The sequence below is a fragment of the Niveibacterium sp. genome (assembly GCF_041909475.1).
Taxonomy (GTDB): domain Bacteria; phylum Pseudomonadota; class Gammaproteobacteria; order Burkholderiales; family Rhodocyclaceae; genus Niveibacterium.
In genome coordinates, this window is record NZ_JAYRDJ010000011.1 from 1 (window position 1) to 25,096 (window position 25,096).

Annotated in this window: 22 protein-coding genes; 9 read left to right on the forward strand and 13 right to left on the reverse strand. The window is 64.7% G+C overall.

From position 1 onward, the window contains the following. Nucleotides 1–186: 186 nt before the first annotated feature. The gene (locus ACE3P0_RS09330; RefSeq protein ID WP_374402142.1) at nt 187–1,536 is read left to right on the forward strand and encodes a sodium-dependent transporter; all 1,350 of its coding nucleotides are present in this window, start codon (nt 187–189) and stop codon (nt 1,534–1,536) included. 33 nt (nt 1,537–1,569) lie between these two features. On the opposite strand, the gene ACE3P0_RS09335 is transcribed toward ACE3P0_RS09330, so the two are convergent. From ACE3P0_RS09335 to ACE3P0_RS09345, 3 genes are all read right to left on the reverse strand, one after another. Then, nucleotides 1,570–2,442 carry an HDOD domain-containing protein gene (locus tag ACE3P0_RS09335; RefSeq protein WP_374402144.1) on the reverse strand — a complete coding sequence of 291 codons (873 nt, stop codon included), beginning with the start codon at nt 2,440–2,442 and terminating at the stop codon, nt 1,570–1,572. Next, nucleotides 2,439–3,740, reverse strand: a complete 1,302-nt coding sequence (locus tag ACE3P0_RS09340; protein ID WP_374402146.1) for a putative bifunctional diguanylate cyclase/phosphodiesterase — start codon at nt 3,738–3,740, stop codon at nt 2,439–2,441. The genes ACE3P0_RS09335 and ACE3P0_RS09340 overlap by 4 nt, the downstream gene beginning before the upstream one ends. A gap of 151 nt (nt 3,741–3,891) precedes the next feature. Then, on the reverse strand, nt 3,892–5,406 hold the full coding sequence (locus tag ACE3P0_RS09345; protein ID WP_374402147.1) for an OmpP1/FadL family transporter: 1,515 nt from the start codon (nt 5,404–5,406) through the stop codon (nt 3,892–3,894). A 191-nt stretch (nt 5,407–5,597) separates the two neighbouring features. Between ACE3P0_RS09345 and ACE3P0_RS09350 the strand changes: the two genes are divergently transcribed. Beyond that, nucleotides 5,598–8,003, forward strand: a complete 2,406-nt coding sequence (locus tag ACE3P0_RS09350) for a penicillin acylase family protein (protein WP_374402148.1) — start codon at nt 5,598–5,600, stop codon at nt 8,001–8,003. A 282-nt stretch (nt 8,004–8,285) separates the two neighbouring features. Here the strand turns inward: ACE3P0_RS09350 and ACE3P0_RS09355 are convergent, their stop codons facing one another. From ACE3P0_RS09355 to ACE3P0_RS09395, 9 genes are all read right to left on the reverse strand, one after another. After that, complete coding sequence (locus ACE3P0_RS09355; protein WP_374402150.1) at nt 8,286–8,810, reverse strand: transposase; 525 nt, start codon at nt 8,808–8,810, stop codon at nt 8,286–8,288. A gap of 167 nt (nt 8,811–8,977) precedes the next feature. Continuing rightward, entirely contained in the window at nt 8,978–9,667 is a 690-nt protein-coding gene (locus tag ACE3P0_RS09360) for a hypothetical protein (protein ID WP_374402152.1), read from the reverse strand. A gap of 187 nt (nt 9,668–9,854) precedes the next feature. Further along, nucleotides 9,855–11,000: a GNAT family N-acetyltransferase gene (locus ACE3P0_RS09365; protein WP_374402154.1), complete on the reverse strand. Its 1,146-nt coding sequence runs from the start codon at nt 10,998–11,000 to the stop codon at nt 9,855–9,857. A gap of 72 nt (nt 11,001–11,072) precedes the next feature. Continuing rightward, nucleotides 11,073–11,468: a D-ribose pyranase gene (gene rbsD, locus ACE3P0_RS09370; protein ID WP_374402156.1), complete on the reverse strand. Its 396-nt coding sequence runs from the start codon at nt 11,466–11,468 to the stop codon at nt 11,073–11,075. Further along, the gene (gene rbsK, locus ACE3P0_RS09375; RefSeq protein ID WP_374402158.1) at nt 11,465–12,412 is read right to left on the reverse strand and encodes a ribokinase; all 948 of its coding nucleotides are present in this window, start codon (nt 12,410–12,412) and stop codon (nt 11,465–11,467) included. Before rbsK ends, rbsD begins: the two co-directional genes overlap by 4 nt. Before the next feature lie 10 nt (nt 12,413–12,422). After that, nucleotides 12,423–13,433 carry a LacI family DNA-binding transcriptional regulator gene (locus ACE3P0_RS09380; RefSeq protein ID WP_374402160.1) on the reverse strand — a complete coding sequence of 337 codons (1,011 nt, stop codon included), beginning with the start codon at nt 13,431–13,433 and terminating at the stop codon, nt 12,423–12,425. 18 nt (nt 13,434–13,451) lie between these two features. Continuing rightward, entirely contained in the window at nt 13,452–14,426 is a 975-nt protein-coding gene (locus tag ACE3P0_RS09385) for an ABC transporter permease (RefSeq protein WP_374402162.1), read from the reverse strand. A gap of 7 nt (nt 14,427–14,433) precedes the next feature. Then, on the reverse strand, nt 14,434–15,984 hold the full coding sequence (locus ACE3P0_RS09390) for a sugar ABC transporter ATP-binding protein (RefSeq protein WP_374402164.1): 1,551 nt from the start codon (nt 15,982–15,984) through the stop codon (nt 14,434–14,436). Nucleotides 15,985–16,035: 51 nt separating this feature from the next. Beyond that, entirely contained in the window at nt 16,036–16,983 is a 948-nt protein-coding gene (locus ACE3P0_RS09395) for a sugar ABC transporter substrate-binding protein (protein ID WP_374402166.1), read from the reverse strand. Nucleotides 16,984–17,214: 231 nt separating this feature from the next. On the opposite strand from ACE3P0_RS09395, the gene ACE3P0_RS09400 reads away from it, so the two are divergent. Continuing rightward, entirely contained in the window at nt 17,215–17,754 is a 540-nt protein-coding gene (locus tag ACE3P0_RS09400; RefSeq protein ID WP_374402168.1) for a DUF2062 domain-containing protein, read from the forward strand. Here the strand turns inward: ACE3P0_RS09400 and ACE3P0_RS09405 are convergent, their stop codons facing one another. Beyond that, the gene (locus ACE3P0_RS09405) at nt 17,755–18,240 is read right to left on the reverse strand and encodes an Lrp/AsnC family transcriptional regulator (RefSeq protein WP_374402170.1); all 486 of its coding nucleotides are present in this window, start codon (nt 18,238–18,240) and stop codon (nt 17,755–17,757) included. 152 nt (nt 18,241–18,392) lie between these two features. On the opposite strand from ACE3P0_RS09405, the gene hppD reads away from it, so the two are divergent. The 6 genes from hppD to maiA all read left to right on the forward strand — a co-directional run bounded on the left by hppD (nt 18,393) and on the right by maiA (nt 25,077). Then, nucleotides 18,393–19,496 (forward strand): 4-hydroxyphenylpyruvate dioxygenase, encoded by a 1,104-nt coding sequence (gene hppD, locus ACE3P0_RS09410; protein WP_374402172.1) that lies wholly within the window; start codon nt 18,393–18,395, stop codon nt 19,494–19,496. Between the two features lie 140 nt (nt 19,497–19,636). Further along, nucleotides 19,637–20,500 carry a phenylalanine 4-monooxygenase gene (gene phhA / locus ACE3P0_RS09415; RefSeq protein ID WP_374402174.1) on the forward strand — a complete coding sequence of 288 codons (864 nt, stop codon included), beginning with the start codon at nt 19,637–19,639 and terminating at the stop codon, nt 20,498–20,500. Continuing rightward, on the forward strand, nt 20,497–21,636 hold the full coding sequence (locus ACE3P0_RS09420) for a homogentisate 1,2-dioxygenase (protein ID WP_374402176.1): 1,140 nt from the start codon (nt 20,497–20,499) through the stop codon (nt 21,634–21,636). Before phhA ends, ACE3P0_RS09420 begins: the two co-directional genes overlap by 4 nt. 24 nt (nt 21,637–21,660) lie before the next feature. After that, nucleotides 21,661–22,647: a fumarylacetoacetate hydrolase family protein gene (locus ACE3P0_RS09425; protein WP_374402178.1), complete on the forward strand. Its 987-nt coding sequence runs from the start codon at nt 21,661–21,663 to the stop codon at nt 22,645–22,647. A 148-nt stretch (nt 22,648–22,795) separates the two neighbouring features. Continuing rightward, entirely contained in the window at nt 22,796–24,415 is a 1,620-nt protein-coding gene (locus ACE3P0_RS09430; protein ID WP_374402180.1) for a methyl-accepting chemotaxis protein, read from the forward strand. A gap of 17 nt (nt 24,416–24,432) precedes the next feature. Beyond that, nucleotides 24,433–25,077 carry a maleylacetoacetate isomerase gene (gene maiA / locus ACE3P0_RS09435; RefSeq protein WP_374402182.1) on the forward strand — a complete coding sequence of 215 codons (645 nt, stop codon included), beginning with the start codon at nt 24,433–24,435 and terminating at the stop codon, nt 25,075–25,077. Nucleotides 25,078–25,096 lie beyond the last annotated feature (19 nt).

The window sequence follows — 25,096 nt, forward strand, 5'->3', positions numbered from 1 at the left end:
CCCCCCCCGGGGCCCCGCGGCGGGCGCGGGGGCGGGCTCCCGGTTGGGCGGTGGGGGCGGCCTTTCGCGGGGGCCCCCCACGGCGGCCATTGCCGAATACGCGCTGGATCAAGCCGGCGCAAGGCATGCGGTGCTAGCCTGAACGGCTCTGAATTCTCAGCGCCGCCTGTGGGCGGCCGGCTCGACATGTCTTCTTCCCGCGATGGCTTCAGTTCCACCTTCGGCGTGCTCGCCGCCACGCTCGGCTCCGCAGTCGGGCTGGGCAATATCTGGAAATTCCCGTATCTGACCGGAGCTAACGGCGGCGCCGGTTTCCTGCTCGTCTATCTGCTTGCGACGCTGCTGGTCGGCTTGCCGGTGATGATTGCGGAGATCTCGATCGGCCGTGCGGCACGCGGCGATGCGGTGAGCGCCTTCCAGCGCCTGCGCCCGACCCAGCACTGGGGCCTGATCGGTGTGCTGGGTGTCGTCGCTGCGTTGCTGATCATGGCGTTTTACAGCGAGGTGGCGGGCTGGGTATTCGCCTATGTTGCCAAGGCGGCAGCGGGCGGCTTGCTCAGTACCGACCCGGCGACACTGTCGGCGGCCTTCGGCGGTCTGGTGAGCGACCCGGCCAGTGCCTTGTTGTGGCAATGGGTGGTGCTGGCGCTGGTCGGCGTGATCATTTCGCTCGGGGTATCGCACGGCATCGAGGCGGTGACGAAGCGGCTGATGCCGATCCTGTTCCTGCTGCTGGTGGTAATCGGCATCCGCGGCTTGATGTTGCCCGGCGCCAGCGAGGGGCTTGCTTTCCTGTTCAAACCCGATTTCTCGAAGATCACGCCGGCGGTGGTGCTGGTGGCCGTGGGGCTGGCGTTCTTCAAGCTGTCGGTCGGCATGGGCACGATGGTGACCTACGGCAGCTACTTCCGCGCTGAGCAGAATGTGCCGGCGACGGCCGTGCGCGTGATGCTGGCGGATCTGACGGTGTCGATGCTGGCCGGCATCGCGATCTTCCCGGCCGTGTTCGCGTTCGGCTTCAAGCCCGAGGCGGGCCCATCGCTGGTGTTTATCACCATTCCCGCGGTGTTTGCCAGCATGCCCGGTGGCGCGTTCTTCATGCTCGCCTTCTTCGTGCTGACTGCGTTCGCCGCACTTGGCGCAATGCTGTCACTGGTTGAGGTGCCGGTTGCGGTGCTGGCGGAGCGCTTCCGGCTGCGCCGCTGGCAGGCGACCTTGATCAGCATCGGTGCGATCGGTGTGCTCGGCACGCTCGCCGCGCTGTCGGGCAGCCTGACGGCGGAATGGAAGCTGTTCGGCATGAACGCCTTTGACCTGTTCGACTATGTGTCGTCGAACATCCTGCTGCCACTTGGCGGCATCCTGATCGCCTTGTTCGTTGGCACATCCTGGGGGCGTGCGGAATGGCTCGCCGAGCTGAGCAATCGTGGTGTGCTGGCGAACGGTGCAGTCGCGCGCAGCCTGTTCGTGCTGGTGCGCTTCGTTTCGCCGCTGTTGATCGTGCTGGTGATGCTGAAGGGCTTGGGCGCGTTCTGATCGAGCCGAACAACGCGGGTGCGGCGGGCGTGCTCAGGCGTCCGCGTGCGCCAGCACGGCGCGCGCGCCTTCGCTCAGGGCATCGAGCCCGTCTGGCGGCACGTCGAGCAGGCGCAGGCAGGCGTCGCCGAGTTTGTCCCATTCGCGCGTGGCACTCAGGCCGGTCGCGCGCTGAAACAGAAATTCCGCCAACTGCACCATCGCGATCAGGCGCTGCGCCGAGGCCGGCAGGCCGCCATGGGCTGCGGTCAGCGCGAAGTTATCATGGTGATGGCGGATCGCGAGGCAGGTTTCTTCCGGCATCCACCAGCTTTGCGCGAGCAGGCAGCCGACCATCGCATGGTTGGTCGGGTGCTGCGCATCTTCCACGTCGGTGAAGCGCTGATCCGTGGCTTCGTTGGCGGCCTTCAGCGTGACACCGTAGTCGCTGAACTTGCGCATCAGCACCGGTATGCCGCAGTCGCGGAACAGCCCAAAAGTGTAGGCCTCTTCGGCGCGGATACCGTTGCGGGCGCCAAGTTCCTGCGCGAGCCAGCCCGACACCATCGCAATGCGTGCCGAGGCATCCCAGAAGCGCTCCAGCGCAGGCACCGACACGAACACCTTGCGCAGAATCAGGCCCGCCACCGCGCGGCTTGAAACATCGAGGCCGAGCATCATCAGCGCCTGCGATACGGTGCGGGCACGGAAGCGGAAGCCGAAGTAAGGCGAGTTGGCGGTCTTCATCAGCCCCGCGGCAAGGCTCACGTCGCTTGAGATGAGCGCTGCGAGGCGGTGGAAATCGGGCGCTTCCTTGAGCATCTCGGCGCCGATGCTGTCGAGAATCGTCGGGCGCGGCGGGATGCCGATGTCGCGGATCGCGTCGCCGAGTACGCCGTCGATTGCGGCGGTCTGGTCCGGTGTCATACCGCTGTCCTTTGTTGCAGCCAGGCGATCAGGGCTTCGCCGTCCATCGGGCGCGCATGCAGGAAACCCTGGATCGCGTCGACCCCGACATCCACCAGCGCTGCCTGTTGCTCTGCGGTCTCTACGCCCTCGGCCACCACCGTCATGCCGAGTTCGCGTGCCATGTTCGTGATTGCCCGCACGATCGCCAGCGCCCGCAGGTCGTGCGGCAGCACCTTGATGAAGGCGCGATCGATCTTGAGTTTGCTGGCCGGTATGTCCTTGAGGTTGGCCAGGCACGAGTAGCCAGTGCCGAAGTCGTCGATCGCGAGCGAGATGCCGGCCATCTTTGCGGCCATCAGATTGCTCTGCACAACGTCGGAGACATCCATGAACAGCGATTCGGTCAGTTCAAGTTCGATCAGTTCGGGCGGTGCGTCGCTGCACAACAGTGCGGCATGCAGCGCCTGAGTGAACTTGGGCGCAGTGAGCTGGGCGCGCGACACGTTGATCGCGACCTTGGTACCCAAGCCAAGCGCCGCAAGCCGGTGTGCGTACATCGCGCCGTGCAGCATGCTCCACTCGCCCAGCCTTACGACCAGGCCGGTTTTCTCGGCAACCGGGATGAAGCGCACGGGCGAAACGGACTCGCCCTCAGCGGTGCAGCGCATCAGCGCTTCGACCGCGTGGATCGAGCCATCGAGCGCGAGGATGGGCTGGTAGTGCAGCGCCAGGCCGCCGCTTTCCAGGGCCATGTGCAACTTGTTCTCGACGGCGAGTTCTTCGCGCGCAAGCAGCACGCCCAGCCGCCCGGCAACCCGCTCGTCGCCAGAGACAACGGCACGGTCGCCGCCGAGGCGTTTGGCTTCGACCATTGCGCGGTCGGCACGCTCCAGTACGCTGACTGCATCCTCGCCGTTTTCGAGCACCGCGATGCCGATGCTGCCGGTGGGGTAGAGGCGGATGTTGCCGACTTCCAGCGGCGTCTTCACGCAGCTCAACAGGTCGGCCGCAATGCGCTGCGCCGCGTCGGCACTGGTGCTGCGTGCGAGAAACACGAATTCGTCGCCACTCATCCGGCAGGCCTCGGCGCGCCCGGCCAGGCGTTCGGCAAGCCGTCTCGCCATGCGCGCGAGTACCGCATCGCCGCCGACATGGCCGAAGGATTCGTTAACCAGCTTGAAGCGGTCGAGATCCAGCCAGATCACCGCCAGCGCGTCGTCGGTGCTCGGCTGGCTATTGACGATCGCGGTCACCGTGGCGATACACCCCGCGCGGTCGAGAAAGCCGGTCAGCACATCGATGTGTTCCGGGGGCATGCGTCTGCGCCGAACTGAGAGGCCGTGGTCGCCGGTTTGCGATCCTGTGGATGTTTTCGGCTGCGGCGAGCGGGACTTGAGTACCTTGTTCGCACGCCGTACTGCCGGGATCGACTCTTGCGGTGTCGATCCCGGCAGTGAGTGCCCTGCCTCAGAAGCGGTAGTTCAACTGCATACCCAAGAGACTCGAGCTGAGGTTGTACCGCCCGCGCACTGTCGCGCAGCTGGACGTATTCCGGGTGCGGTCACACACGCTCGACCCGCTGGCGTTGGTCACGCCGCCGTTTTCATACATGTCGACGTTGCCCTCGGGACGGTAAATGTCCGAATCGGCAACGTCGAGCGACAGCGCCGGTGAGTACGCCCAGTTGGCGCCGATCGAGAACCAGGATCGATCGTTGTCGGGAATCGACGGGGTGCGATTCTCGGCATTGACCGGTGATTCGTCGTAGGCGTAGCCGCCACGCAGCAGTAGCGCGCTGCTGTAGCGCCACGTTGCGCCGATCGAATAGCGCGTCGTGTCTTTCCAGTGCTCAGGCGTGACCGAGTCGGGGAGACTGTTGGCGAAGTCGATGCGCAGCTCTTTCAGTCGTGAATGGCGGGTGCGCGTGATGTCGCCCATCAAGGCCACGCTGTCGGTGATCTGCTTGAACGCCTGGAGCGAGTACGACTCAGGCGTTTCCACCGCGAGTGAGGCATCGCTGTTGGTGTAGGCGGCGGTCAGATTGTTGGCGACCAGATCGCCAAGCCCTGGCCCCAGCGCTCCGTTCAGGTAAGTTTTAAGGTTGTTGGCCGCGTTGGCAACGTCCCATTCCGCTGTGCCCTCCAGTGTGTGGCGGACCTTGGATCGGTAGGCCAGGCCGAGGCGGAAGCCCGGATCGATATCCCACAGCAGCCCCAGGTTGAAACCGTACGAGATGTCGCTGCCTTCGACGTCGACGCCCCCTGAGTAGGTGGGATTGCCGGACACCTCCTTGATCACGCCGGCAAGGGAGTTGACGACCGTTTGGCGCACGACCTCGGTTGGTACACCCGGCTTCGCATTGGCGAGCGTCAGGAGGTCGACCACGCCATTGAGTGCGCCGGAGCCAAAGTCTGCTGCCTTCGCGAGTTTTCCGTGGATGTACTGCGCGCTGACGCCACCGCCGATCGTGAACTTGTCATTCACCCGCCAGGCAAACGCCGGATTGATTGCGATCGTCTTCAGTTCAGTCTCGATGATGTTGTAGCGGCCCGTCCATCCCTCGTCGTACTTGGTGCGGGAGCCAAACGGCACAAACATGCCGATGCCTGCCGTGACCGTGTCACTGAACTGATGCGTCAGGTATGCGTGCGGCACGACGGTCGGTTCGGCGAAATCGCCGCCGTTGTTGCCGCCGGTACGCAGGCCGAACAGGGTGACGCTCCCTTCGTCGGAATAGCCCGGATTAGGCAGCACCACGTTGAGTACGCCGCTCGCCTGAGTGCCCTTGATGTGGATGATGTTCGCAGGGTTGTAGAACAGCGTGCTCGGGTCGGCGGCTTCGGCACTGCCAGCGTTCGCGCTGCCTTGCGCAGATGCGGACTGCGATCCAAAGTGATAGCCAGAGGCCCACGCGCCATGAGCGCTCAAGGCGAGACTCAGGCCGACCAGGCGGACAGCGGCGGTCATTGGTTTCAGGGTCATGCGGTGTTCTCCTCCGTTGGTTTTGTTTTATTGGCAGCCTTGTGCACTGCAGATTGCGCCGGCTCCCATACGGACTAGTATGGCACGGCCTTTTCATGCGTGAGCGTCGTCTGGCGGACATGTCATCAACCCGAGTTCGCGCATCATCTGCGGATCGATAACCGGCAAAAGAACAACCAGGAGGAGACGGAATGCAAAACACCACGGCAAGCGCGGCTGGCAGATTCACGTTTCGCACGATGCTGGCGGGCATGGCGGCGGCAATGCTCGCCGCGTGCGGCTCCAACGATCCTTCGCGTACCGCCAATGGATCTGGCGGTAACGGTTATGCGGCCGAGATCCGCTACACCTCGTTCGGCGTGCCACACATCAAGGCCGACAACTGGAAGGGCGCTGGCTATGGCTACGGCTATGCGTTTGCAACCGACCACGTCTGCCTTTTCTCGCAGGAGGTCGTTACGCTTCACGGTGAACGCGCCCGCTACTTCGGCGAGAAGGACAGCAGCGGCAACGCCATCACCTACCTTGGCCAGCTCGGCGGCTTCATCGGCAACCTCGAGTCGGATTTCTTCTACAAGTCCTACATGACGCCGGACGTGGCCGACAGGATGAAGGCGGCCAGCAGCGCCGATGTGCGTGATCTCGTGGCGGGTTTCGTCGCCGGCTACAACCGCTATCTGCGTGATACCGGCGCAAACGGTTTGCCGGCCGAATGCAAGAACGCCAACTGGGTGCAGCCGATCGCCGAGGCAGATGCCTATTTCCGCATGCACCAGGCGGCAATGACGGGCAGTTCGCTGGCCTTCATCACCCAGATCGCGTCGGCCCAACCCCCCGCTTCCGCGCGCATCACGCAAGCGCGGGTAACGCCAGCGACAGCCCAGCAGTTGCAGCAGTCCGAGATGCTCAAGGCGCTTCACGTATTCAAGGACGGTGTGATCGGCTCCAACGGTTACGGGCTTGGGCGCGAGGTCACCGCTTCCGGCAAGGGCATCGTGCTCGGGAACCCGCACTTCCCGTGGTGGGGCGTGCTGCGACTGCACCAGTTGCATATCACCGTCGCCGGGCAGTACGACGTCTACGGTGCAACGCTGCTCGGCGCACCCTTGCCGTTGATCGGCTTCAACAAGGACGTGGCCTGGACTCACACCTTCTCGACAGATCAGCGTTTCACGCTGTTCCAGCTCAAGCTCGATCCGGCCGACCCCAAGCGCTACATGGTCGGCACGGAATCGCGCGCCATGACGGCGACCCGCGTGCAGGTCCAGGCCTTGCAAGCAGACGGCTCCATGGCGACGCGCGAGCGGACGATGTATTCGACCGAATACGGCCCGATCGCAACCGACAGCCTGTTCACCTGGACCACCTCGACGGCGTACGCCTTCAAGGATGCCAACCGCGAGAACTTCCGCCTGATGGATCAGGTGCTGCTCAACGGCAAGGCGACCAGTGCAGCGAGCTTGCGCGAGGCGCTGGCGACTTACAGTGAAATGCCATGGGTCAACACCATCGGTGCCGACAAGGATGGCAGCGCGCTTTACGCCAACTACTCGGTCGCTGCGAACGTGACCGATGCCCAGCTAGCCAGCTGCGTCGGCACCGGCTTGCCACAGTTGGCGCTTGCGGTGGAAGGCGTGGCGATCCTCAACGGCAACGACGCCAGCTGTAACTGGAGTGGCCATGTGCCGAGCGCGCAGCGCCCCTACGTGCTGCGCACCGACTACGCGATGAATGCCAACGACAGTCACTGGTGGCCGAACCAGAACGTACGCCTCGCCGGCTACCCCAAGATCATCGCCACCGGGCCGGACGCTGAGGGCGTGGAGCAGGGCGAGCGAACCCGTGCTGGCATCGCACAGATCCTTGATCGGGTATCGGGTGCGGATGGCCTGCCCGGCACGCTGTTCACGGTGGCGTCACTGCAGGAGGTCTACAAGGCGGGCCGCTTCTACAAGCCGGAACGCTGGCTCGGTGAGTTCGTCACCGCTTGCCTCGCCAGCGCGCGCACCGATCTCACGGCTGCCTGCACGGTGTTGCGTGACTGGAACCGCAAGGAACAGCTCGACGCCAAGGGCGCCCTGCTATTCCGCGAGTTCTATGCGCGCATGAATGAGATGAAGGATGCTTCGCTGTGGCGCGTGCCTTACGACCCGGCCGACCCGCTCAACACGCCGAACGGTTTCAATCCCGCCAATACCACTGCGTACGACAAGCTGGCCGAGACGGTGGCCTACTTTGGCACGCAGGGCTTTGCGCTGGATGAGACGCCGGGCGCACGCCAGGTCATCACGCGCAACGGCAAACCGCTGGTCATCCCTGGTGGGCGCTACACCTTCAACAACTGGCGTGGCCAACTCGCGAACGGCAAATATGGCGACCCCGCTTACGGCAACAGCTACATGCAGTTCGTGACCTTCGACGACAAGGGGCCGGTGGCGGAGGGCATGCTGACCTACTCGCAATCCACCCACGCGTTCTCCGAGCACTACGCCGACCTGACCGAACTGTATGCGCAGCGCCAGTGGGCCAAACTGCCCTACACCGAAGCCCAGATCACGGCCGATCCGAACCTGCGCACGCTGAAGATCTCTGAGTAGCCGCTGGCGTGTGATCCGGCATCCGACAGTTGCTCATACAGCCCTCGCCACGGCGGGGGCTTTTTTCATTGCTTGCTCGGCAAGCTGCGAAAGGCGCTGTGTTTGGCGAGTTCGACGAAGTACAGCGAAACGCCGTGTCGTTCCCTTGCAAGGGAGCGTGGTACTGGAGCGTCCGGCGTCGTAGTCGTAGGGCGGGTTAGCCGAAGGCGTAACCCGCCATTCAACGATTCAAACATCGACGCTTGTCAGGTTCTGTGCGGGTTCGCCAGCGGCGGACCCGCACTACAGCGTTGCGCCCAGACCCCAGTCCAGCGGATAGTTGCCCAGCGCCACGTGGCGGTGAAAAGACGACCACGGCCAGTCGGCAACACGATTCACGAGCCCGTGTTTCACCGGGTTCCAGTGCAGGTAGTCTAGGTGATGACGAAGGTCCGCCTCGTCGCGCAACAGATGTTCCCAGTAGCGGTGTTGCCATAGCGTGCCGCAGCCCTTTTCGGCCCGGCGGTCGGTAAGCCAGTCGGCGCGAAAGTATGCGGCACCGCAGGCACGGGTCACGTGGGACTTGATCAGGCGCCAACGGGTTGAAAAGTCCGCATCACCCTCCGGCAACGTCCAGATCGCATGCAGGTGGTCTGGCAACAAAACCCAGCCGTCGATCCGGAAAGGGCGCCTTGCCCGCACCGTTTCAATCGCCGCCCGCAGCGCCTCGCGGACGTCGGCGTCCGTCAAAATTGCCTGCCGCCGCTCGGTCACAACCGTGAAGAAATACGACCCTCCTGCCACGTTTGCACGCCGATACCGCGCCATTGAGATGGCTCCGAAAAAATGACCGTGACATCGTAGTGCGGGTTAGCCGCAGGCGTAACCCGCAATTTAACGGGTCACCATTTGGCAACCGTTTGCGCCGCGCGGGTACGCCTGCGGCGGACCCGCCCTACAGGGCTATGTCATTTTTGAGATATTTCAACGCTTGATCAGCTATTACGTCTCGTTGAGTGCGCGATATTGGAACGCGCTCTGCAGACCAATACGGACAGAGACGAGAACGCGAGACCAATGGATAGGTAATAGAAGAACAGTAAGAAGGCGGATATCGCCGTGGTGGACACCGCCAAGAGGAACCGACTCCGTAACGTCAGCGCCAACATGACGTCGCCCTTGGTGGGCAAGTGGGAAAAATCAATTGGTCCAATCGGAAGCCAGACGAAAAAGGCCGTGGATAGCAGTGAGGCCATGACGACCATAAGGGTCAGAAAGAGAAGGTTCGTCCAACCGAGATTACGATGCGCCACGGCGGCTCTCGTCGGCAGTTGATCGCCAAAAACAATGATCGCAAGCGAAAGCGCCACAAATATCCACGACGACGAGGTCACGCCGATAACCAACTCAGGACTTGTCGACGCTTTGGCTAGAATTGTGATGGACGGGATTACTTCAGGAATCCAACGTAACAGAGAGCCAAGAAGGGAGCCAGGCGCAACCCATTCTCCTTGAAATAGAAGAGACCAAACAAAGAACCCCACAAGCAGTTTTATGGATAGACGTTCGAGCCTCAGGTTTGCCAGCCGGAGCGTTTCAATCTCTTCAGCGGTTGCTCTTCCGGAGTAAAGGGGCTGTCCCGGAAGGTGAGCATCGCTTTGATGGTGCGGCACGTTCTTTGACATGTTCAATTTGTCCCGTCGTCGGCAGATTGTTCGGGCTATCCGCATCTCGTACAGCGCATCACCGCTCTCTCAAACGAGTGTCGTTGTCCTGAGTGCTGGACTTGGGAAACACTCAATTGTCCGCCGCGGCTCGGTCGCGGCTACGGCCCTCGCCGCCATGCCGGTTGAGGGAGACACGTCTCACTCGTCAAGTTGGATCGCTGTGCGATCGAATCTTACGGAACGGCCGATGCTCCGCCAGTTCATCCACATACTGTGCGATGCCGTCGCGCTCCCTTGCAAGGTAACGTGACACGGCGGCATCCAGCCGCGGATCGGCGAGCCAGTGCAGCGAGGTGGTCTGTACCGGGTCCATGCCGCGGGCGAGTTTGTGCTCGCCTTGCGCGCCGCCCTCGAAGCGTTTGAGGCCCCGTGCGATGGCGTATTCGATGCCCTGGTGGTAGCAGGCTTCGAAGTGCAGGCAGGGTATGTATTCGAGCGCGCCCCAGTAGCGGCCGTAGAGCGCTTTGTCGTCGCGCAGCATCAGGCTGGCGGCAATCGGGTTTCCGGCGCGCTCGGCGATGACCAGCACGCAGGCATCCGGCAGGCGTGCGCCGAGTTGCAGGAAGAAGTCGAGCGTGAGGTAGGGCGTGGAGCGGTGAAGCGCGTAGGTGGTTTCGTAGCAGCGCACGAAGAAGGCCCAGTCCGCCTCCGAAATCTCGCGGCCTTCAAGCCAGCGCAGGCTGACGCCGGCGTCGCTGACCTTGCGGCGTTCCTGGCGGATCTTCTTGCGCTTGTCGTGGGACATGCGGGCGAGGAAGTCGTCAAAGCTCGTCTCGCCCGCGCTGAGCCAGTGAAACTGCACCGCATGGCGGCGGTGCATGCCGAGCGCGTCGCCGGCGGCCAGGGTGGCATCGTCGGCGAACAGCACATGCAAGGAGCTGAGCCCCGCGTCGCGACAGGCGTCGATCACTGCTGCCAGCAGCGTCGCGCGGTGCGTGTTGTCGTGCGCGAGGATGCGCAGGCCGGGCACCGGCGAGAACGGAATCGCGCCGAGTGCCTTGGGGTAATAGCGGATGCCCGCGCGCTCCGAAGCTTCCGCCCATGCCCAGTCGAAGACAAATTCGCCGTACGAGTGGGTCTTTACGTACAGCGGCATTGCAGCGAGCAGCGCGCCGGCCTCGTCGCGCAGTGCCGCGTGCATCGGCTGCCAGCCGGAGCCCTCGCCAACACAGCCGGTGGCCTCGAACGCATCGAGAAAGGCGTGGCGCAGGAAGGGCTGCGAGCCGGCGAGGGCGTCCCACTCGGCGGCGGGCAGATCGGCGATGCGGCGATGCAGGAGCAGGCGCGTCAAGGGTCGGGTCCGCGGTGATGCTGGAAGGCTGCATCATCGCCGATCCGGCCGGCCCTCGACAGCGTCGGTGTGTCAGAACACCACGCCTGCGCGCAGGATCACATTGGCGTAGGGCGAGAATTCGCCGGTGCGGACGATCGCGCGGGCGCGCGCGCTTAGCGCCTTGAAGTCTTCATGCGACATGCGCGCTACCGGCGTGTTGCCGAGCAGTTGCAGCGTGGCGGTGTTCACGGCCGGGTTGCGCGCGATGATCTCGTCGGCCAGCACGGCCGATTCGACCTGCATTTCGCTCAGCACGGCTTTCAGCACATCGACAAAGCCGGGCAGGTTTGCGCTCACCGCCAGGTCGATGCGGCGCGGGCCGTCCGGAATCGGCAGGCCGGCGTCGCCGATCACCAGCATGTCGCCGTGGCCAAGGCGGGCAATCACTTCCGACAATTCGGCGTGCAGCAGCGTGGTGCGTTTCATGAGCGGGCCCTTTCGGTGGGTGTCAGTTCGGAGCGCCACGGGATCGACGGCTGCGCGCCGATTCGCGTGACGCAGATTGCGCTGGCCGCCTGGCCGAGCGCGGCCGCGTCGTCCAGGCTCATGCCTTCGGTGAGGCCGACGGCAAGGCCGCCGACGAAGGTATCGCCGGCCGCGGTGGTGTCGACTGCTTCGACCTTGCGGGCCGGCAGGTGCCGCGCGCCCTGCGCATCGCAGATCATCACGCCCTGTGCCCCGAGCGTGATCAGCACCGTGCCAACGCCGCGTGCGCGCAGCACGGCGGCCGCTTCGGCGGCGCTGGCGGCGTCTTTCACTTCAACGCCGCTGAGCAGCGTGGCTTCGCTTTCGTTCGGCACCAGCAGGTCGATCATGGGCCACAAGGTGTCGGGCAGGGTGGCCGCCGGCGCCGGGTTCAGCAGTACCGGCACGCCGGCTGCATGGGCGCGCTTGATCGCTGCGACGACCACCGGCAGTGGTACTTCAAGCTGCACAACCAGCATCGCAGCCTGTTCGATCTGCGCCGCGACGCCGTCGATGTCCTCGGTGCTGACGCGGCCGTTGGCGCCGGCCGAGATCAGGATGCGGTTCTGGCCGATGTCTTCGACCAGGATCATCGCGACGCCGCTGGTCACGCCTTTGGTTACGGTGACCTGACTCACATGCACGCCGTCGCGCGCGAGCCCGCTCTTCAGCACCTCGCCGAAGTTGTCGTCGCCCACTCGCCCGACCATCGCGACATGGCCGCCCAGGCGGGCGCAGGCCAGCGCCTGGTTGGCGCCCTTGCCGCCGGGCAGGGTTGCGAAGTCGTGGCCGAACAGGGTTTCGCCGCCCCGCGGTACGCGCGGGGTGCGCATTACCAGATCCATGTTGAGGCTGCCGACGACGAGGATCGGGCGGTTCGGGCTGTGCTGCGGATAGCTGGGCATGGCTTGGCTTTCAGGTACTGGGCCGATAGCGCGCGGTGCTCTTGCGCACCCGCAGTTCCGGCTGAAGGATCAGGCGCTGCGGCGCGCCGGTTGCACCCGCGACGCGTTCGAGCAGCAGTTTCGCCGTGCCGGTGCCGATGGCCTGCTTGGGCTGGGCAACCGTGGTCAGCGGCGGGAAGGTGTAGGCGGCGAGTTCGATGTCGTCGAAGCCGACGACCGAGATGTCTTCCGGCACGCACAGCCCCGCTTCGTGGATCGCGCACAGCGCGCCGATCGCCATCACATCGTTGCAGACGAAGACGGCGCTGGGCCGATGCTTGCGGGCCAGCAGGCTCTGCATCGCAAGGTAGCCGCTACGGCTGGTGAAGTCGCCGCGCACCAGATCGCCCTCGCGGCGCGCGACGCCGGCTGCGGCCAGCGCACGCTTCCAGCCAGCACGCCGTTGCGAGCTGGGTGTGAGGCCGGCGGGGCCGCTGATGCAGACGACTTGCGGGTGACCGAGTTCGAGCAGGTGGCGGGTGGCGATTTCCCCGCCGGCAGTGTGGTCCACCTCGACCAGATCGCAGTCCAGCCCCGGCACCTCGCGGTCCACCAGCACCACCGGCAGCGCCTGCGCCTGCAGCTGCGCGGCAAGGTCAGGCGCGACACCGGAGGAGACGAGCACGAGGCCGTCGATGCGCTTTTCGGCCAGCACACGCACGTAGCTCGCCTGCTTGTCGGGCTGGTCGTCGGAGTTGCACAGGATCAGGTTGTAGCCGGCGTCGAAGCAACAGGCCTCGACGCCGCGGATGATCTCGGCGAAGTAGGGGTTGGAGTTGTTGGGGATCAGCATGCCGAGCGTGCGCGTGGTGTTGTGCTTGAGGCTGCGTGCCACGGCGCTGGGCACATAGGCCAGCGCCAGTACCGCGGCCTCGACGCGCTCGCGTGCGTCGTCGCTGACGAAGCGTGTGGCGTTGAGCACATGCGACACCGTGGTGACCGACACCCCGGCGCGTTGCGCGACATCCTTGATCGTTGCCATTCCCCGAAACCCTGTTGATCAGGCGCTGCGGCGGTTGCGTCGTTCGCGCACCATGTCGAGCACCACGGCCGCGATGATGACGCAGCCGGTGATGATCCGCTTCGTGGGCTCACTGGCGCCGACCTGCGCGAGGCCCGCTTCGAGCACCGAAATGATCAGCACGCCGAAGAAGGTCGCGATCACCGAACCGCGGCCGCCCATCAGGCTGGTGCCCCCGATCACCACCGAGGCGATCACGACCAGCTCGGCGCCGATGCCGGCATTCGGGTCGGCGGCTTCCAGTCGCGAGGCCTGGAACATGCCGGCCAGGCCTGCGAGCGTACCGACGATGGCGAACACGGCGATCTTTACCGGGCGGGGATCAACCCCTGCAAGGCGCATTGCTTCTTCGTTGGTACCAATGCCGATCATGTAACGGCCGAACACCGTGCGGGTGAGCACAATCTGCGCGGCAATCACGATCAGCACCGCGATGATGAAGGCGGGCGATACGCCACCGAAGAGCGGTGCGCTGAGCCAGTCGATCGCGCTGCCGATGTACTGCGTGCGCGAGTTCGTCGCGATGTAGGCCGATCCGCGGGCGACTTCCAGCATGCCCAGCGTGACGATGAAGGAGGGCAGGCGCCAGCCTACCGAGATCAGGCCATTGACCATGCCAGCGACGAGCCCGGTGAGCATCGCGACCAGCACCGCGGGGAACAGGCCCCAGTGCCATTGCAGCATCACGAGGCCGGCGGTGGCACTGGCGAGCGCCATCACCGAGCCTACCGACAGGTCGATGCCGGCGATGATCAGCACGAAGGTCATGCCGACGGCAGTGACCGCGATGGCCGGAATGTCGTTGGCGATCGTGATGAAGGTGCTGACCGAAAAGAAGTACTCGGACAGCGAGCCGAACAGCGCGATCATCAGCACCAGTGCGACGACCAGGCCGAGGTAGTTGCCGAGGCTGCCGCGCAGCGACAGGGCGGGCGTGGATGCAGGGTTGGACATGGTCTTCTCAGGCATGGTGGGCGGTAGGGGTTGCGGTCGTTGCGCCGGCATGGCCAGCGCTGTAGCCACTGAAGGCGGCTTCGAGCAGCGCGTGCTGCGACCACTCGCCGCGCTCGAAGATGCGCACCAGGCGGCCGGCGCTCATCACTGCGATGCGGTCGCACACCGACATCAGCTCGCGCAGATCGCTCGACACCATCACCAGCGCTTTGCCGGCGGCGGCCAGGCGATCCATCTGGGCGTAGATGTCGGCACGCGCGCCGATGTCGACACCGCGCGTCGGTTCGTCGAGCAGCAGCACGTCGCTGTCGCGATGCAGCCAGCGTGCGAACACGACTTTCTGCTGATTGCCGCCGGAGAGCTCGCCGACGGCTTGTTCAATCGAATTGCAGCGCACGCCCAGCGTTTCGCGCAGTTGCTCGACCGTGCTGCGTTCGCGGGTGCGATCAAGCCAGCCGCGGTGCGAGACATCCGCGATGCGCGCAAGCGTGGTGTTTATGCGGATCGGCAGCGTCAGCAGCAGGCCCTGCGCCTTGCGGTCTTCGGTCACCAGACCAATGCCGTGGCGCACCGCTTCCATCGGCGAGCGCAAGGGGCGCGGATTCGTTTCGCCATTGAGGCGGATCTCGCCGGCGTCGGCGCGGTCGGCGCCGTAGATCAGCCGCAGCAGTTCGGTGCGCCCGGCGCCGACAAGGCCGGCGATGCCCAGCACTTCGCCGTGGGCAACGTCGAAGCTCACATCCTTGACCAGCTTGCCGCGCGAAAGGCCGCGCACCTGCATCGCGATGCCACCGGTGGGGCGGCGCGGGCGGTCGAGCTCTTCGCGCACGTCGCGGCCGACCATGCGGCGCACGATGTCGTCCTGCGTCATGCCGGCCATCGGCTGGGTGTCAATGTGCTTGCCGTCGCGCAGCACCATCACACGGTCCGCGATCTGCTGCACTTCGTCGAGCCGGTGCGAGATGTAGATGATGCCGACGCCGCGCGCCTTGAGCAGCGCGATCTGGCGGAACAGGTGTTCGATCTCGCGGCTGGTCAGTGTTGCGGTGGGTTCGTCGAGGATCAGGATGCGGCAGTCACCGACCAGGCTGCGCGCGATTTCGACCATCTGCTGATGGCCGACGCCCAGTTCGCCAACGGGGGTGTGCGGGTCGATTTCGGAGAGCCCGATCGCCGCCATCTGCGCGGCAGCCTGCTGGTTGAGCGCCTCGCGGCGAATGAAGCCGGCGCGGCGCGGCAGGTGGTCCAGCAGCAGGTTCTCGGCAACCGTGAGGGTGGGCACCAGCCCGAGTTCTTGCAGCACCATGCGCACGCCCTGGTTTTCGGCGTCGCGTCGTGATTGCGGGCGGTAGGCTTGGCCAGCGAGCTCAAGCTGGCCGTCGCTGGGCGGTATCAGGCCGGCAATGATCTTGCTCAGCGTGCTCTTGCCAGCGCCGTTCTCGCCGGTGAGTGCCAGCACTTCGCCCGCGTTGAGGGTGAAGCTCACATCGCTGAGCACCGGCGTCGCATAGCGCTTGCCGAGTCCGGTGCCGCGTAGCACGGGTGGGGTAGGGGGCATCGTCGTGCGTCCTGCGTGCGGCGCGCACGAGGCGCGCCCCACGGCCTGGCGTTACTTGGTGATCAACTTGACCGGCGTTTGCACGGTGCCGGGCAGATCCTTCTGCGGCGTCTTCGCCTTCACGGCCTTCAGCGCGGTCTCGATGCCGAACACCGCTTGCTGCGCGGCGAACTGATCGGCAGTCGCGAGCACGCGGCCATCTGCCAGCATCGGTTTGATCGCGGAGATGTTGTCGTAACCGACCACCTTCACCTTGCCAGCCTTACCGGCGGTCTTCACCGCAGCCACGGCGCCGAGCGCCATGTTGTCGTTGCCGCAGAGCAGGGCGGTCAGGTCCGGGTGCTCACGCAGCATCGCGCTGGCGACCATGTTGCCTTTGTCCATTTCCCACTGGCCGGATTGCACCCCGACCACATTGGCGCCGACGGCCTTCATAGCGTCCTGGAAGCCGGCCGTACGCTGCTGTGCGTTGGTGGTGGTGGACACGCCCTCGAGGATGCCGACCTTGTCACCGGACTTGAGTTGCTTGGCGAGGTACTCGCCGACCAGCTTCGCGCCGGCGCGGTTGTCGGGGCCGACGAAGGGCACGACGATGCCTTTTTCCTTCAGGGCGGCGTCGTCAAGCTTGTTGTCGATATTCACGACGATGATGCCCTTGTCGATCGCTTCCTTGACCACCGGCACCAGCGCTTTGGAATCGGCCGGCGCCAGCACCAGCGCATCGACCTTCTCGACCATCATCTGCTGGATGATCTTGATCTGCGCGGCGGTGTCGGTTTCGTCCTTGATGCCGTTGGCGATCAGCGCGTATTCGGCGGCGTGCTGCTTCTGGTGCGCCTTGGCGCCGTCCTGCATGGTCTGGAAGAACTCGTTGGCGAGCGACTTCATGACCAGTGCGACTTTCGGCTTGGCATCCGCGGCGCTTGCGCTGCCGAGCGGCAATGCAACGGCGACGGCAATCATGGCGAGCGACTTCAGGGTGCTGCGACGTGTGTTCATCTAGGTCTCCTTCGGTGTTTTGCCTGTGCGGTAGCGAGTTGCAGCCGCCAGCGCTGACGTAATAGCAAACGTTTGCGCAAACGTTTGCGTGAAGTGTAGTGATTCCGTTCCGAGTGGCAAGAACTTTCGATGCTGCGGTGCGGAAGAGACTTTGTTGCCAGGCTTGTCGGGGCGGGAACTTGTTGGCGCGAGTGCGGTTCAGAAGAACAAGCCCATTGCTTTGGATTGACTGTGCCCGCCTGGTTTCGCCTCTCGCCGCTGCGCGTTCTGCGCTCCCGACTGTTGCGCCCCTTCGCCAACCGCTTGCTGGATCGCAGGCTGTGGCGCCCGGCACCGCATACCGTGGGGCTGGGCGTGGCGCTCGGCTTGTTCTTCGGCATCCTGTCGCCGGTCGCGCAGATCTTCTTTGCGGCGCTGGCGGCCGCGCTACTGCGGGCCAACCTGATGGCGGCTGCAGTTGCGGCGCTGGTGACGAACCCGCTGACCGCACCACCGATCTATCTGGCGGCCTATCGTTTGGGCGCAGAGGTGTTGCCGTGGATGGTGCCGTCGCTTGACGTGGCGTTGCTGCCGCGGCTCGAGGCGTTCAGCTTCGAGGCGCTTCAGACGATGTGGCAGGGAATGTCGCTGGGCTGGGCCGGTTTGTCGTTTTTTACCGGCCTTGCGTTGATCGCCTGTGGCTCGGCGGCGATCGGCTATCTGGCTGGCTGGGCGGTGATGCGGGGCATTGCGCCCCGCCATGCGGCCAGTTTGCCGGTTGTTCGGCCCTGATCAGACGACCAGTTCTTCGACCGGCAGTACCGTGGTGCGCTTGACCTCTTCCAGCGCAAAGCTGGATTTGACGTCCAGCACGCCCGGGTGGCGCAACAGTTTGTCCATCACGAAGCGTGAGAAGTGCTGCAGATCGGTGACCAGCACCCGCAGCAGGTAATCCATTTCGCCGGTCATCGCGTAGCACTCGGTCACTTCCGGCCAGCCCTGAACGGCGGCCTTGAAGCTGTCGGTGCCTTCGCCGGCGCGTTTGTCGAGCGACACGTTAACGAAGGCCAGCAGCGTCAGCCCCAGCTTTGTGGGGTTGAGGATCGCGGTGTAGTGGTCGATGACGCCGTCTTCTTCCAGACGCTGCAGGCGGCGCAGGCAGGGCGATGGCGACAGCGCAACGTTCTTGGCGAGTTCGACGTTGGGAATGCGGCCGTTCTGCTGCAGCACTTCAAGGATTCGGCGGTCGGTACGGTCGAGTTTGACGGCGTCTGTCATGTTGTTGCTTGAATATAAATAATTCTATTCAAAAGTTGCTCAAATTCTAATTGTTTGAGCAATAAACGCAACGAAAATTCGAGCGCGTTTGACTATTCTTCTTTCTGCGAGGCGCTGCCGACAGAGCGGCCCCCAACAGAGGAGACAAAATCATGCCGCTGAACCTTGTCCGGCCGCGGCCGGAACCGCGCGCCCTATGGGACAACCCCATGGGCACCGACGGATTCGAATTCGTCGAATACACCGCGCCCAACCCAAAGCTGCTGGGCGCGCTATTTCAACAGCTCGGTTTCAAGGCTGTTGCGCGCCACCGCTCGAAAGACGTGACACTTTACCGCCAAGGCGAGATCAACTTCATCGTCAACGCGGAAAAAGACAGTTTCGCGCAATCCTTCGCCCGTGTGCATGGACCCAGCGCCTGCGCGATGGCATTTCGTGTCCGTGACGCGAAAGCAGCCTACGAGCGCGCGCTGTCGCTCGGTGCCGAGCCGCATGCGCAGCAGTGCGGCGCGATGGAACTGCAGATCCCGGCGATCAAGGGCATAGGCGGCTGCCCGGTGTATCTGGTGGATCGTTACGGCGGCCCGTCGATCTACGACGTGGATTTCATTGCGCTGGATAGCGAGGTCGAGCACAAGGGCTTCGGCCTGACCTACATCGACCACCTCACGCACAACGTGCAGCGCGGCCGCATGAAGGTGTGGTCCAGCTACTACGAGAAGCTGTTCAACTTCCGCGAGATCCGCTACTTCGATATCGAGGGCAAGCTCACCGGCCTGAAGAGCCAGGCGATGACCAGCCCCTGCGGCCAGATCCGCATCCCGATAAACGAATCCTCCGACGACAAGAGCCAGATCGAGGAATTCCTGCACGCCTACAACGGCGAGGGCATCCAGCACATCGCGCTGGGCACCGACGACATCATCGCCACCGTCGAAGGCATGAAAGCCAATGGCATCAAGTTCCTCGATACGCCGGACACCTACTACGACGCGGTGGATACCCGCGTGAAGGGGCACGCCGAGGACGTGGCTCGGCTGCGCGCCAACCGCATCCTGATCGACGGCGCACCCTCCGAAGGGCAGGGCTACCTGCTGCAGATCTTCACCGAGACGGTGATCGGGCCGATCTTCTTCGAGATCATCCAGCGCAAGGGCAACGAGGGCTTCGGCGAAGGCAACTTCAAGGCGCTGTTCGACTCGATCGAGCTCGACCAGATCCGCCGTGGCGTGCTGAGCGACCCGGCCGTAGTCTGAAGGACTGAAAAGCCTCGCCGCGGGTTTCGCGGATGAACGCGGACAAGGACAAAACCGCATCGGGCTTTGATTCGAGCAGTCCGTTTAGTCCGCGCAATCCGTGGCAAGGCCGTTCGCTTGTACCCGGAAAGGAGCCCACGATGCTCACACCCGAAAACCCGCTGCGTGGCGATTACTCGCGGATGCGGGACGACTACACCGTCGACCAGGACTGGATGGCCTATACGCCCGACGAGCACGCGCTGTACCGTCGCCTGGTCGAACGCCAGACGAGGAAGCTGCCGGGCTACGCCTGCGACGAGTTCATCGAGCATGTGCATGAACTCGCCAGCGACGGCATCCCGCGCTTCGAGCGTGCCAACGAGCTGCTTGGCCGCGCCACTGGCTGGCAGATCGTCGGCGTGCCGGGCCTGATCCCGGATGACGTGTTCTTCCGGCATCTGGCCAACCGGCGCTTTCCGGTCACGGTGTGGCTGCGCAAGCCGGAGGAGTTCGATTACATCGTCGAGCCCGACGTGTTCCACGATTTCTTCGGCCATGTGCCGCTGCTGATGAACCCGGTGTTCGCGGATTACCTGCAGGAATACGGCCGCGGCGGCATCAAGGCGTTGTCGCTCGGCGGCCTCGGTTATCTCGCGCGGCTTTACTGGTACACCGTCGAGTTCGGCCTGATCGACACGCCGCAGGGGCTGCGCACCTACGGCGCCGGCATCCTGTCGTCGGGCGGCGAGATCCTGCACTGCCTCGATGCGCCCGCGCCGCACCGGGTGCGTTTCGACCTGATGCGGGTGATGCAGACCGAGTACCGCATCGATCGATTTCAGGACACCTACTTCGTGATCGACAGTTACGATCAGCTGTTCCGCGAAACGGCGCAGGACTTCGCGCCGCTGTACGAACAGCTGCGGGGCTTGCCGACGATCGATCCGTCCGTCACCGTAGCGGGCGATGCGCTGGTGCCGCCCGCCAGCCTCTACGACACCCACCGGAGATCCGCCGCATGAAACGCTGGATCAGCTACCCCAAAGCGGAGGGGGAATTCTCCCGCCAGGCGCACTGCGACCTGCCCGAAGGCAGCTTCGAGCGCGAGATGGGCAAGGAGGGCTTCTTCGGCCCCGCCTGCCACTTCCACCACAAGCACGCCCCGACCGGCTGGACTGGCTTCGACGGCCCGCTGCGGCCGCACGCCTTCGACCTGAACCGCCTGGAAGTGCGCGCTGCGAGCCCGTTCCAGGCCTATCCGCTGCTGGCTAACAGCGATGTGCGCATCCGCTGGTGGCTGCTCGATGCGCCGATGCCGGCGCTCGCCCGCAATGCCGACGGTGATGAGCTGCTGTTCATCCACGAAGGCGAGGGCGCGCTGTTCTGCGACTGGGGGCATCTCGACTACCGCGACGGCGATTACATCGTGCTGCCGCGCGGTGCCATGTGGCGACTTGAGCCCCGTGTGCCAACCCGCGTCATGCTGGTGGAAGCCACCGGCAGCAGCTACCAGTTGCCGGACAAGGGGCTGGTCGGGCCCCACGCAATTTTCGATGCAACGGTGCTGGACACGCCGAAACTCGATGCCGCCTTCGCCGCTCAGCGCGATGGCGAGGCAGGCAATCGCCCGTGGCAGGTACTGGTGAAGCATCAAGGCAAGCTGACCATCATCGACTACCCGTTCAACCCGCTCGACGCGGTGGGCTGGCATGGCGACCTTGCCGCCTGCCGCGTGAACTGGCGCGACATCCGGCCGCTGATGAGCCACCGCTATCATCTGCCGCCCTCGGCGCACACCACCTTCGTGGCGCGCAACTTCGTCGTTTGCACCTTCGTGCCGCGGCCGATCGAATCCGACCCCGGCGCGCTGAAGGTGCCGTTCTACCACTCGAACGACGACTACGACGAGTTCATCCTCTACCACCGCGGCAGCTTCTTCTCGCGCGACAACATCCGCCCCGGCATGACGACGCTGCACCCCTGCGGCTTCACGCATGGCCCGCATCCGAAGGCCTTTGCCGCGGGTATGAAGGCCGAGCGCAAGGAGACCGACGAGGTCGCGGTGATGATCGACAGCCGTTTCCCGCTCGACGTCAATGAGCCAGCGCGGGCGGTCGAGCTGCACGAATACGTCGATTCCTGGAAACCGAAGGCCTGAGGGCCGAGAACGTAGGTAGCCACCATGAAACTTGCCACCCTCAAGACTGGCGGCCGCGACGGCACGTTGGTCGTCGTTTCCCGTGACCTGACCTTGTGCCAGCCGGTGCCGGAGATTGCCCGCACGCTGCAGGCGGCGATCGACGACTGGGCGCGCTGCGCGCCGCAGCTCGCCGAAGTCTCGCTGGCGCTGAACAACGGCCATGCGCGCCACGCCCAGCCCTTCGACCCCGCCGCTTGTCACTCGCCGCTGCCGCGCGCCTACCAGTGGGCCGATGGTTCGGCCTACGTCAATCACGTCGAACTGGTGCGCAAGGCGCGCGGCGCCGAGATGCCGCCGGAGTTCTGGACCGATCCGCTGATGTACCAGGGCGGCTCCGACAGTTTCATTGGCCCGCGTGATCCGATCGCGGTGCGCGACACCGCCTGGGGCGTCGACCTCGAAGGTGAGGTGGCGGTGATCACCGGCGACGTGGCTATGGGCGCCACGCCCGAGCAGTGCGCTGGCGCGATCCGGCTGCTGATGCTGGTGAACGATGTGACCCTGCGCAACCTGATCCCGGCCGAACTCGCGAAGGGCTTCGGCTTCTTCCAGAGCAAGCCGGCGACAGCCTTCTCCCCGGTTGCGGTGACGCCCGACGAGCTGGGCGAAGCCTGGGATGGCGCGCGGGTGCATCGCCCACTCGAAGTGACGGTACGCGGTGAGCACTTCGGCCGGCCTGAGTGCGGCGTCGACATGGTGTTCGGCTTCCCGCAACTGATCGCGCATGTCGCAAGAACACGCGAGCTGGAAGCCGGCTCCATCGTCGGCAGCGGCACGATCTCGAACGTCGACCGCTCACGCGGCTCGGCCTGCATCGTCGAGCGGCGGATGCTGGAAACCCTGGCCGAAGGCAAGCCGGCCACGCCCTATCTGGCCTATGGGGAACGGGTCACCATCGAGATGTTCGGTGCCGACGGGCAGTCGGTCTTCGGCGCCATAGACCAGATCGTTGCCCCGTACCCGGCTTGAGTCAAAACCCTTGCGGGCAGATCAACCGCTGTGCGGTCTGTCCATGAAATCGATTGCGCCGCGTGCTATGACTCCCCTGACGGCCGCGCCTGAATGGCGCGCGCCATGCATGCCTTGTTGCAGTGTCCAGTGATGAACCGGGGGAATCATGAAACTGACGATTGCGCGCAGGTTGTGGTTGATGGTCGGCGTGGCGGTGCTGGCCTTGCTGGTGGTGGGGCTGAACGGTGTTCGCGTGGCGTCGCAACTGAGTGCCGCGCTCGATGATGTGAACGACAACATCCTGCCCAGCTATTCGGTGCTGCAGGAGGCAACCAACGCAACGCTGCGGCTGCGCCTGCGCACCTTGCAGCACATCATCTCGCCCGATCAGCAGAAGCGCGACGAGATGGGCAAGCTGGTCGACCAGTCGCTCGCCGAGGTCGACAAGCAGCTCAAGGCCTATGAAAAGCTGATTTCCGACGACACCGACAAACAACTCTTGGCGGCGGATGCCGAAGCCTCCGCCGGCTACGCCGCCGCGGTGAAGGAAGTCGTTGCAGTCTCGAACAAGGGCGATGCGGCGGCGGCAACGAACCTTGCGCTGACGTCTGCGCGCGATGCAGGCAACAAGCTGGTGGCGGCGCTCGCCAAGCATGTCGAGTACAACACCAAGCTGGCGGCCGACGGACGTGCGAGCGCGGCCAGCATGCAGAAGGCCGGGCTCGCGATTGCGTGGGGGCTTGCGATCGGCTGCAGCATCGTCGTTGCGCTGCTGGGCGCGGCGCTGGTGCGCCGGGTCAGCCATTCGCTTTCAGGCGTCGAGCACACGGTGACGCAGATCGATCGCGATCTCGACTTCACGCTGCGCGTTCCGGGCGGCGGGCATGATGAGGTGGGCCGCACCGCGATTGCGGTGAATCGCTTGCTCGAAAAGCTGCAGGCCAGCCTCTCGTCGATCAGCCAGTCTGCCTCGGCAGTTGCGAACTCGGCCAGCGAAATGGCGATTACGTCCGACCAGGTGGCGACTGCCGCCGCGGCGGAGAGCGAATCGGCCGCGAGTATGGCCGCCGCGGTGGAAGAGCTGACCGTCAGTATCAACCACGTCGGTGAGCGCGCAGGTGACGCCAGCGCGCATTCGGCCGAATCGGGCCGGCTTGCCGCCGACGGGGTGCAGATCATCGCGCAGACGGTCGGCGATATCGACGAAATCGCCCGCAAGGTGGACGAAGCGGCCGGCCGCATCAACACGCTGGAGAGCCAGAGCCACGACATCACCAAGATCGTGTCCGTCATCAAGGAGGTGGCGGACCAGACCAACCTGCTGGCGCTCAACGCGGCGATCGAAGCGGCTCGCGCGGGCGAGCAGGGCCGCGGCTTCGCGGTGGTGGCCGATGAGGTGCGCAAGCTCGCGGAACGCACCGCGCACTCGACGCAGGAGATCACCCGCACGGTGGATGCCATGCGCGAGGGCGCACGCGAGGCGGCGGGCTCGATGGCTGGCGCGGTCGATACCGTGGCGGCGAGTGTCGAGCGCGCGCGCGTTGCCAGTGCCGCGATCGAACAGATCGGCACCTCAAGCGGCCAGGCGGTTGCGATGGTGCAGGAGATTTCCAGCGCGATCCGCGAGCAGAGCACCGCCAGCACCAGCATTGCGCAGTCCGTTGAGCGTGTTGCACAGATGGCCGACGAGAGCGCGGCGGCCGCGGCGGGCAGTGCCGATACCGCGCGCAACCTCGATACGATTGCCCGTTCGATGCAGGAGACTGTGGCGCGCTATCGCGTTTGAACAGGAGAGGCCGACGCATGAAGCTCTACACCTACTTTCGTTCGTCGGCCGCCTGGCGCGTCCGCATTGCCCTGAACCTTAAAGGCATCGCCGCCGAGCAGTTGCCGGTGCACCTGCTGCGCAACGGGGGCGAGCAGAAGCAGCCCGCCTATCTGGCGCTCAATCCGCAGGGCCTGGTGCCGGCCTTGGAAGACGACGACCACCTGCTGACGCAGTCGCTCGCGATCATTGAATACCTCGATGAAACGCATCCCGAGCCGCCGCTGCTGCCGCGTGATGCGCTGGGTCGGGCACGCGTAAGGGCGATTGCGCAAAGCATCGCCTGCGAGATTCACCCGCTGAACAATCTGCGGGTACTGGGCTACCTGAGCGGTACGCTGGGCATTTCGGATGAGCAGAAGGGCGCGTGGTACCGGCACTGGGTGAGCACCGGCTTCGCAGCGCTTGAGCAGCAGCTCTGCGGTGATGACGCGAGCGGCCGGTTCTGTCACGGGGATACGCCCACGCTGGCGGACTGCTGCCTCGTGCCGCAACTCTTCAATGCCCGCCGCTTCGAGGTCGATCTGTCGCCCTATCCCACCCTGCTGCGTATCGAAACCGAATGCCTTGCCCTCGAGGCCTTCGCCGCCGCAGCCCCCGCGCGCCAGGCCGACGCCGTTTGAGCATGCGCGTCGTCGTCGC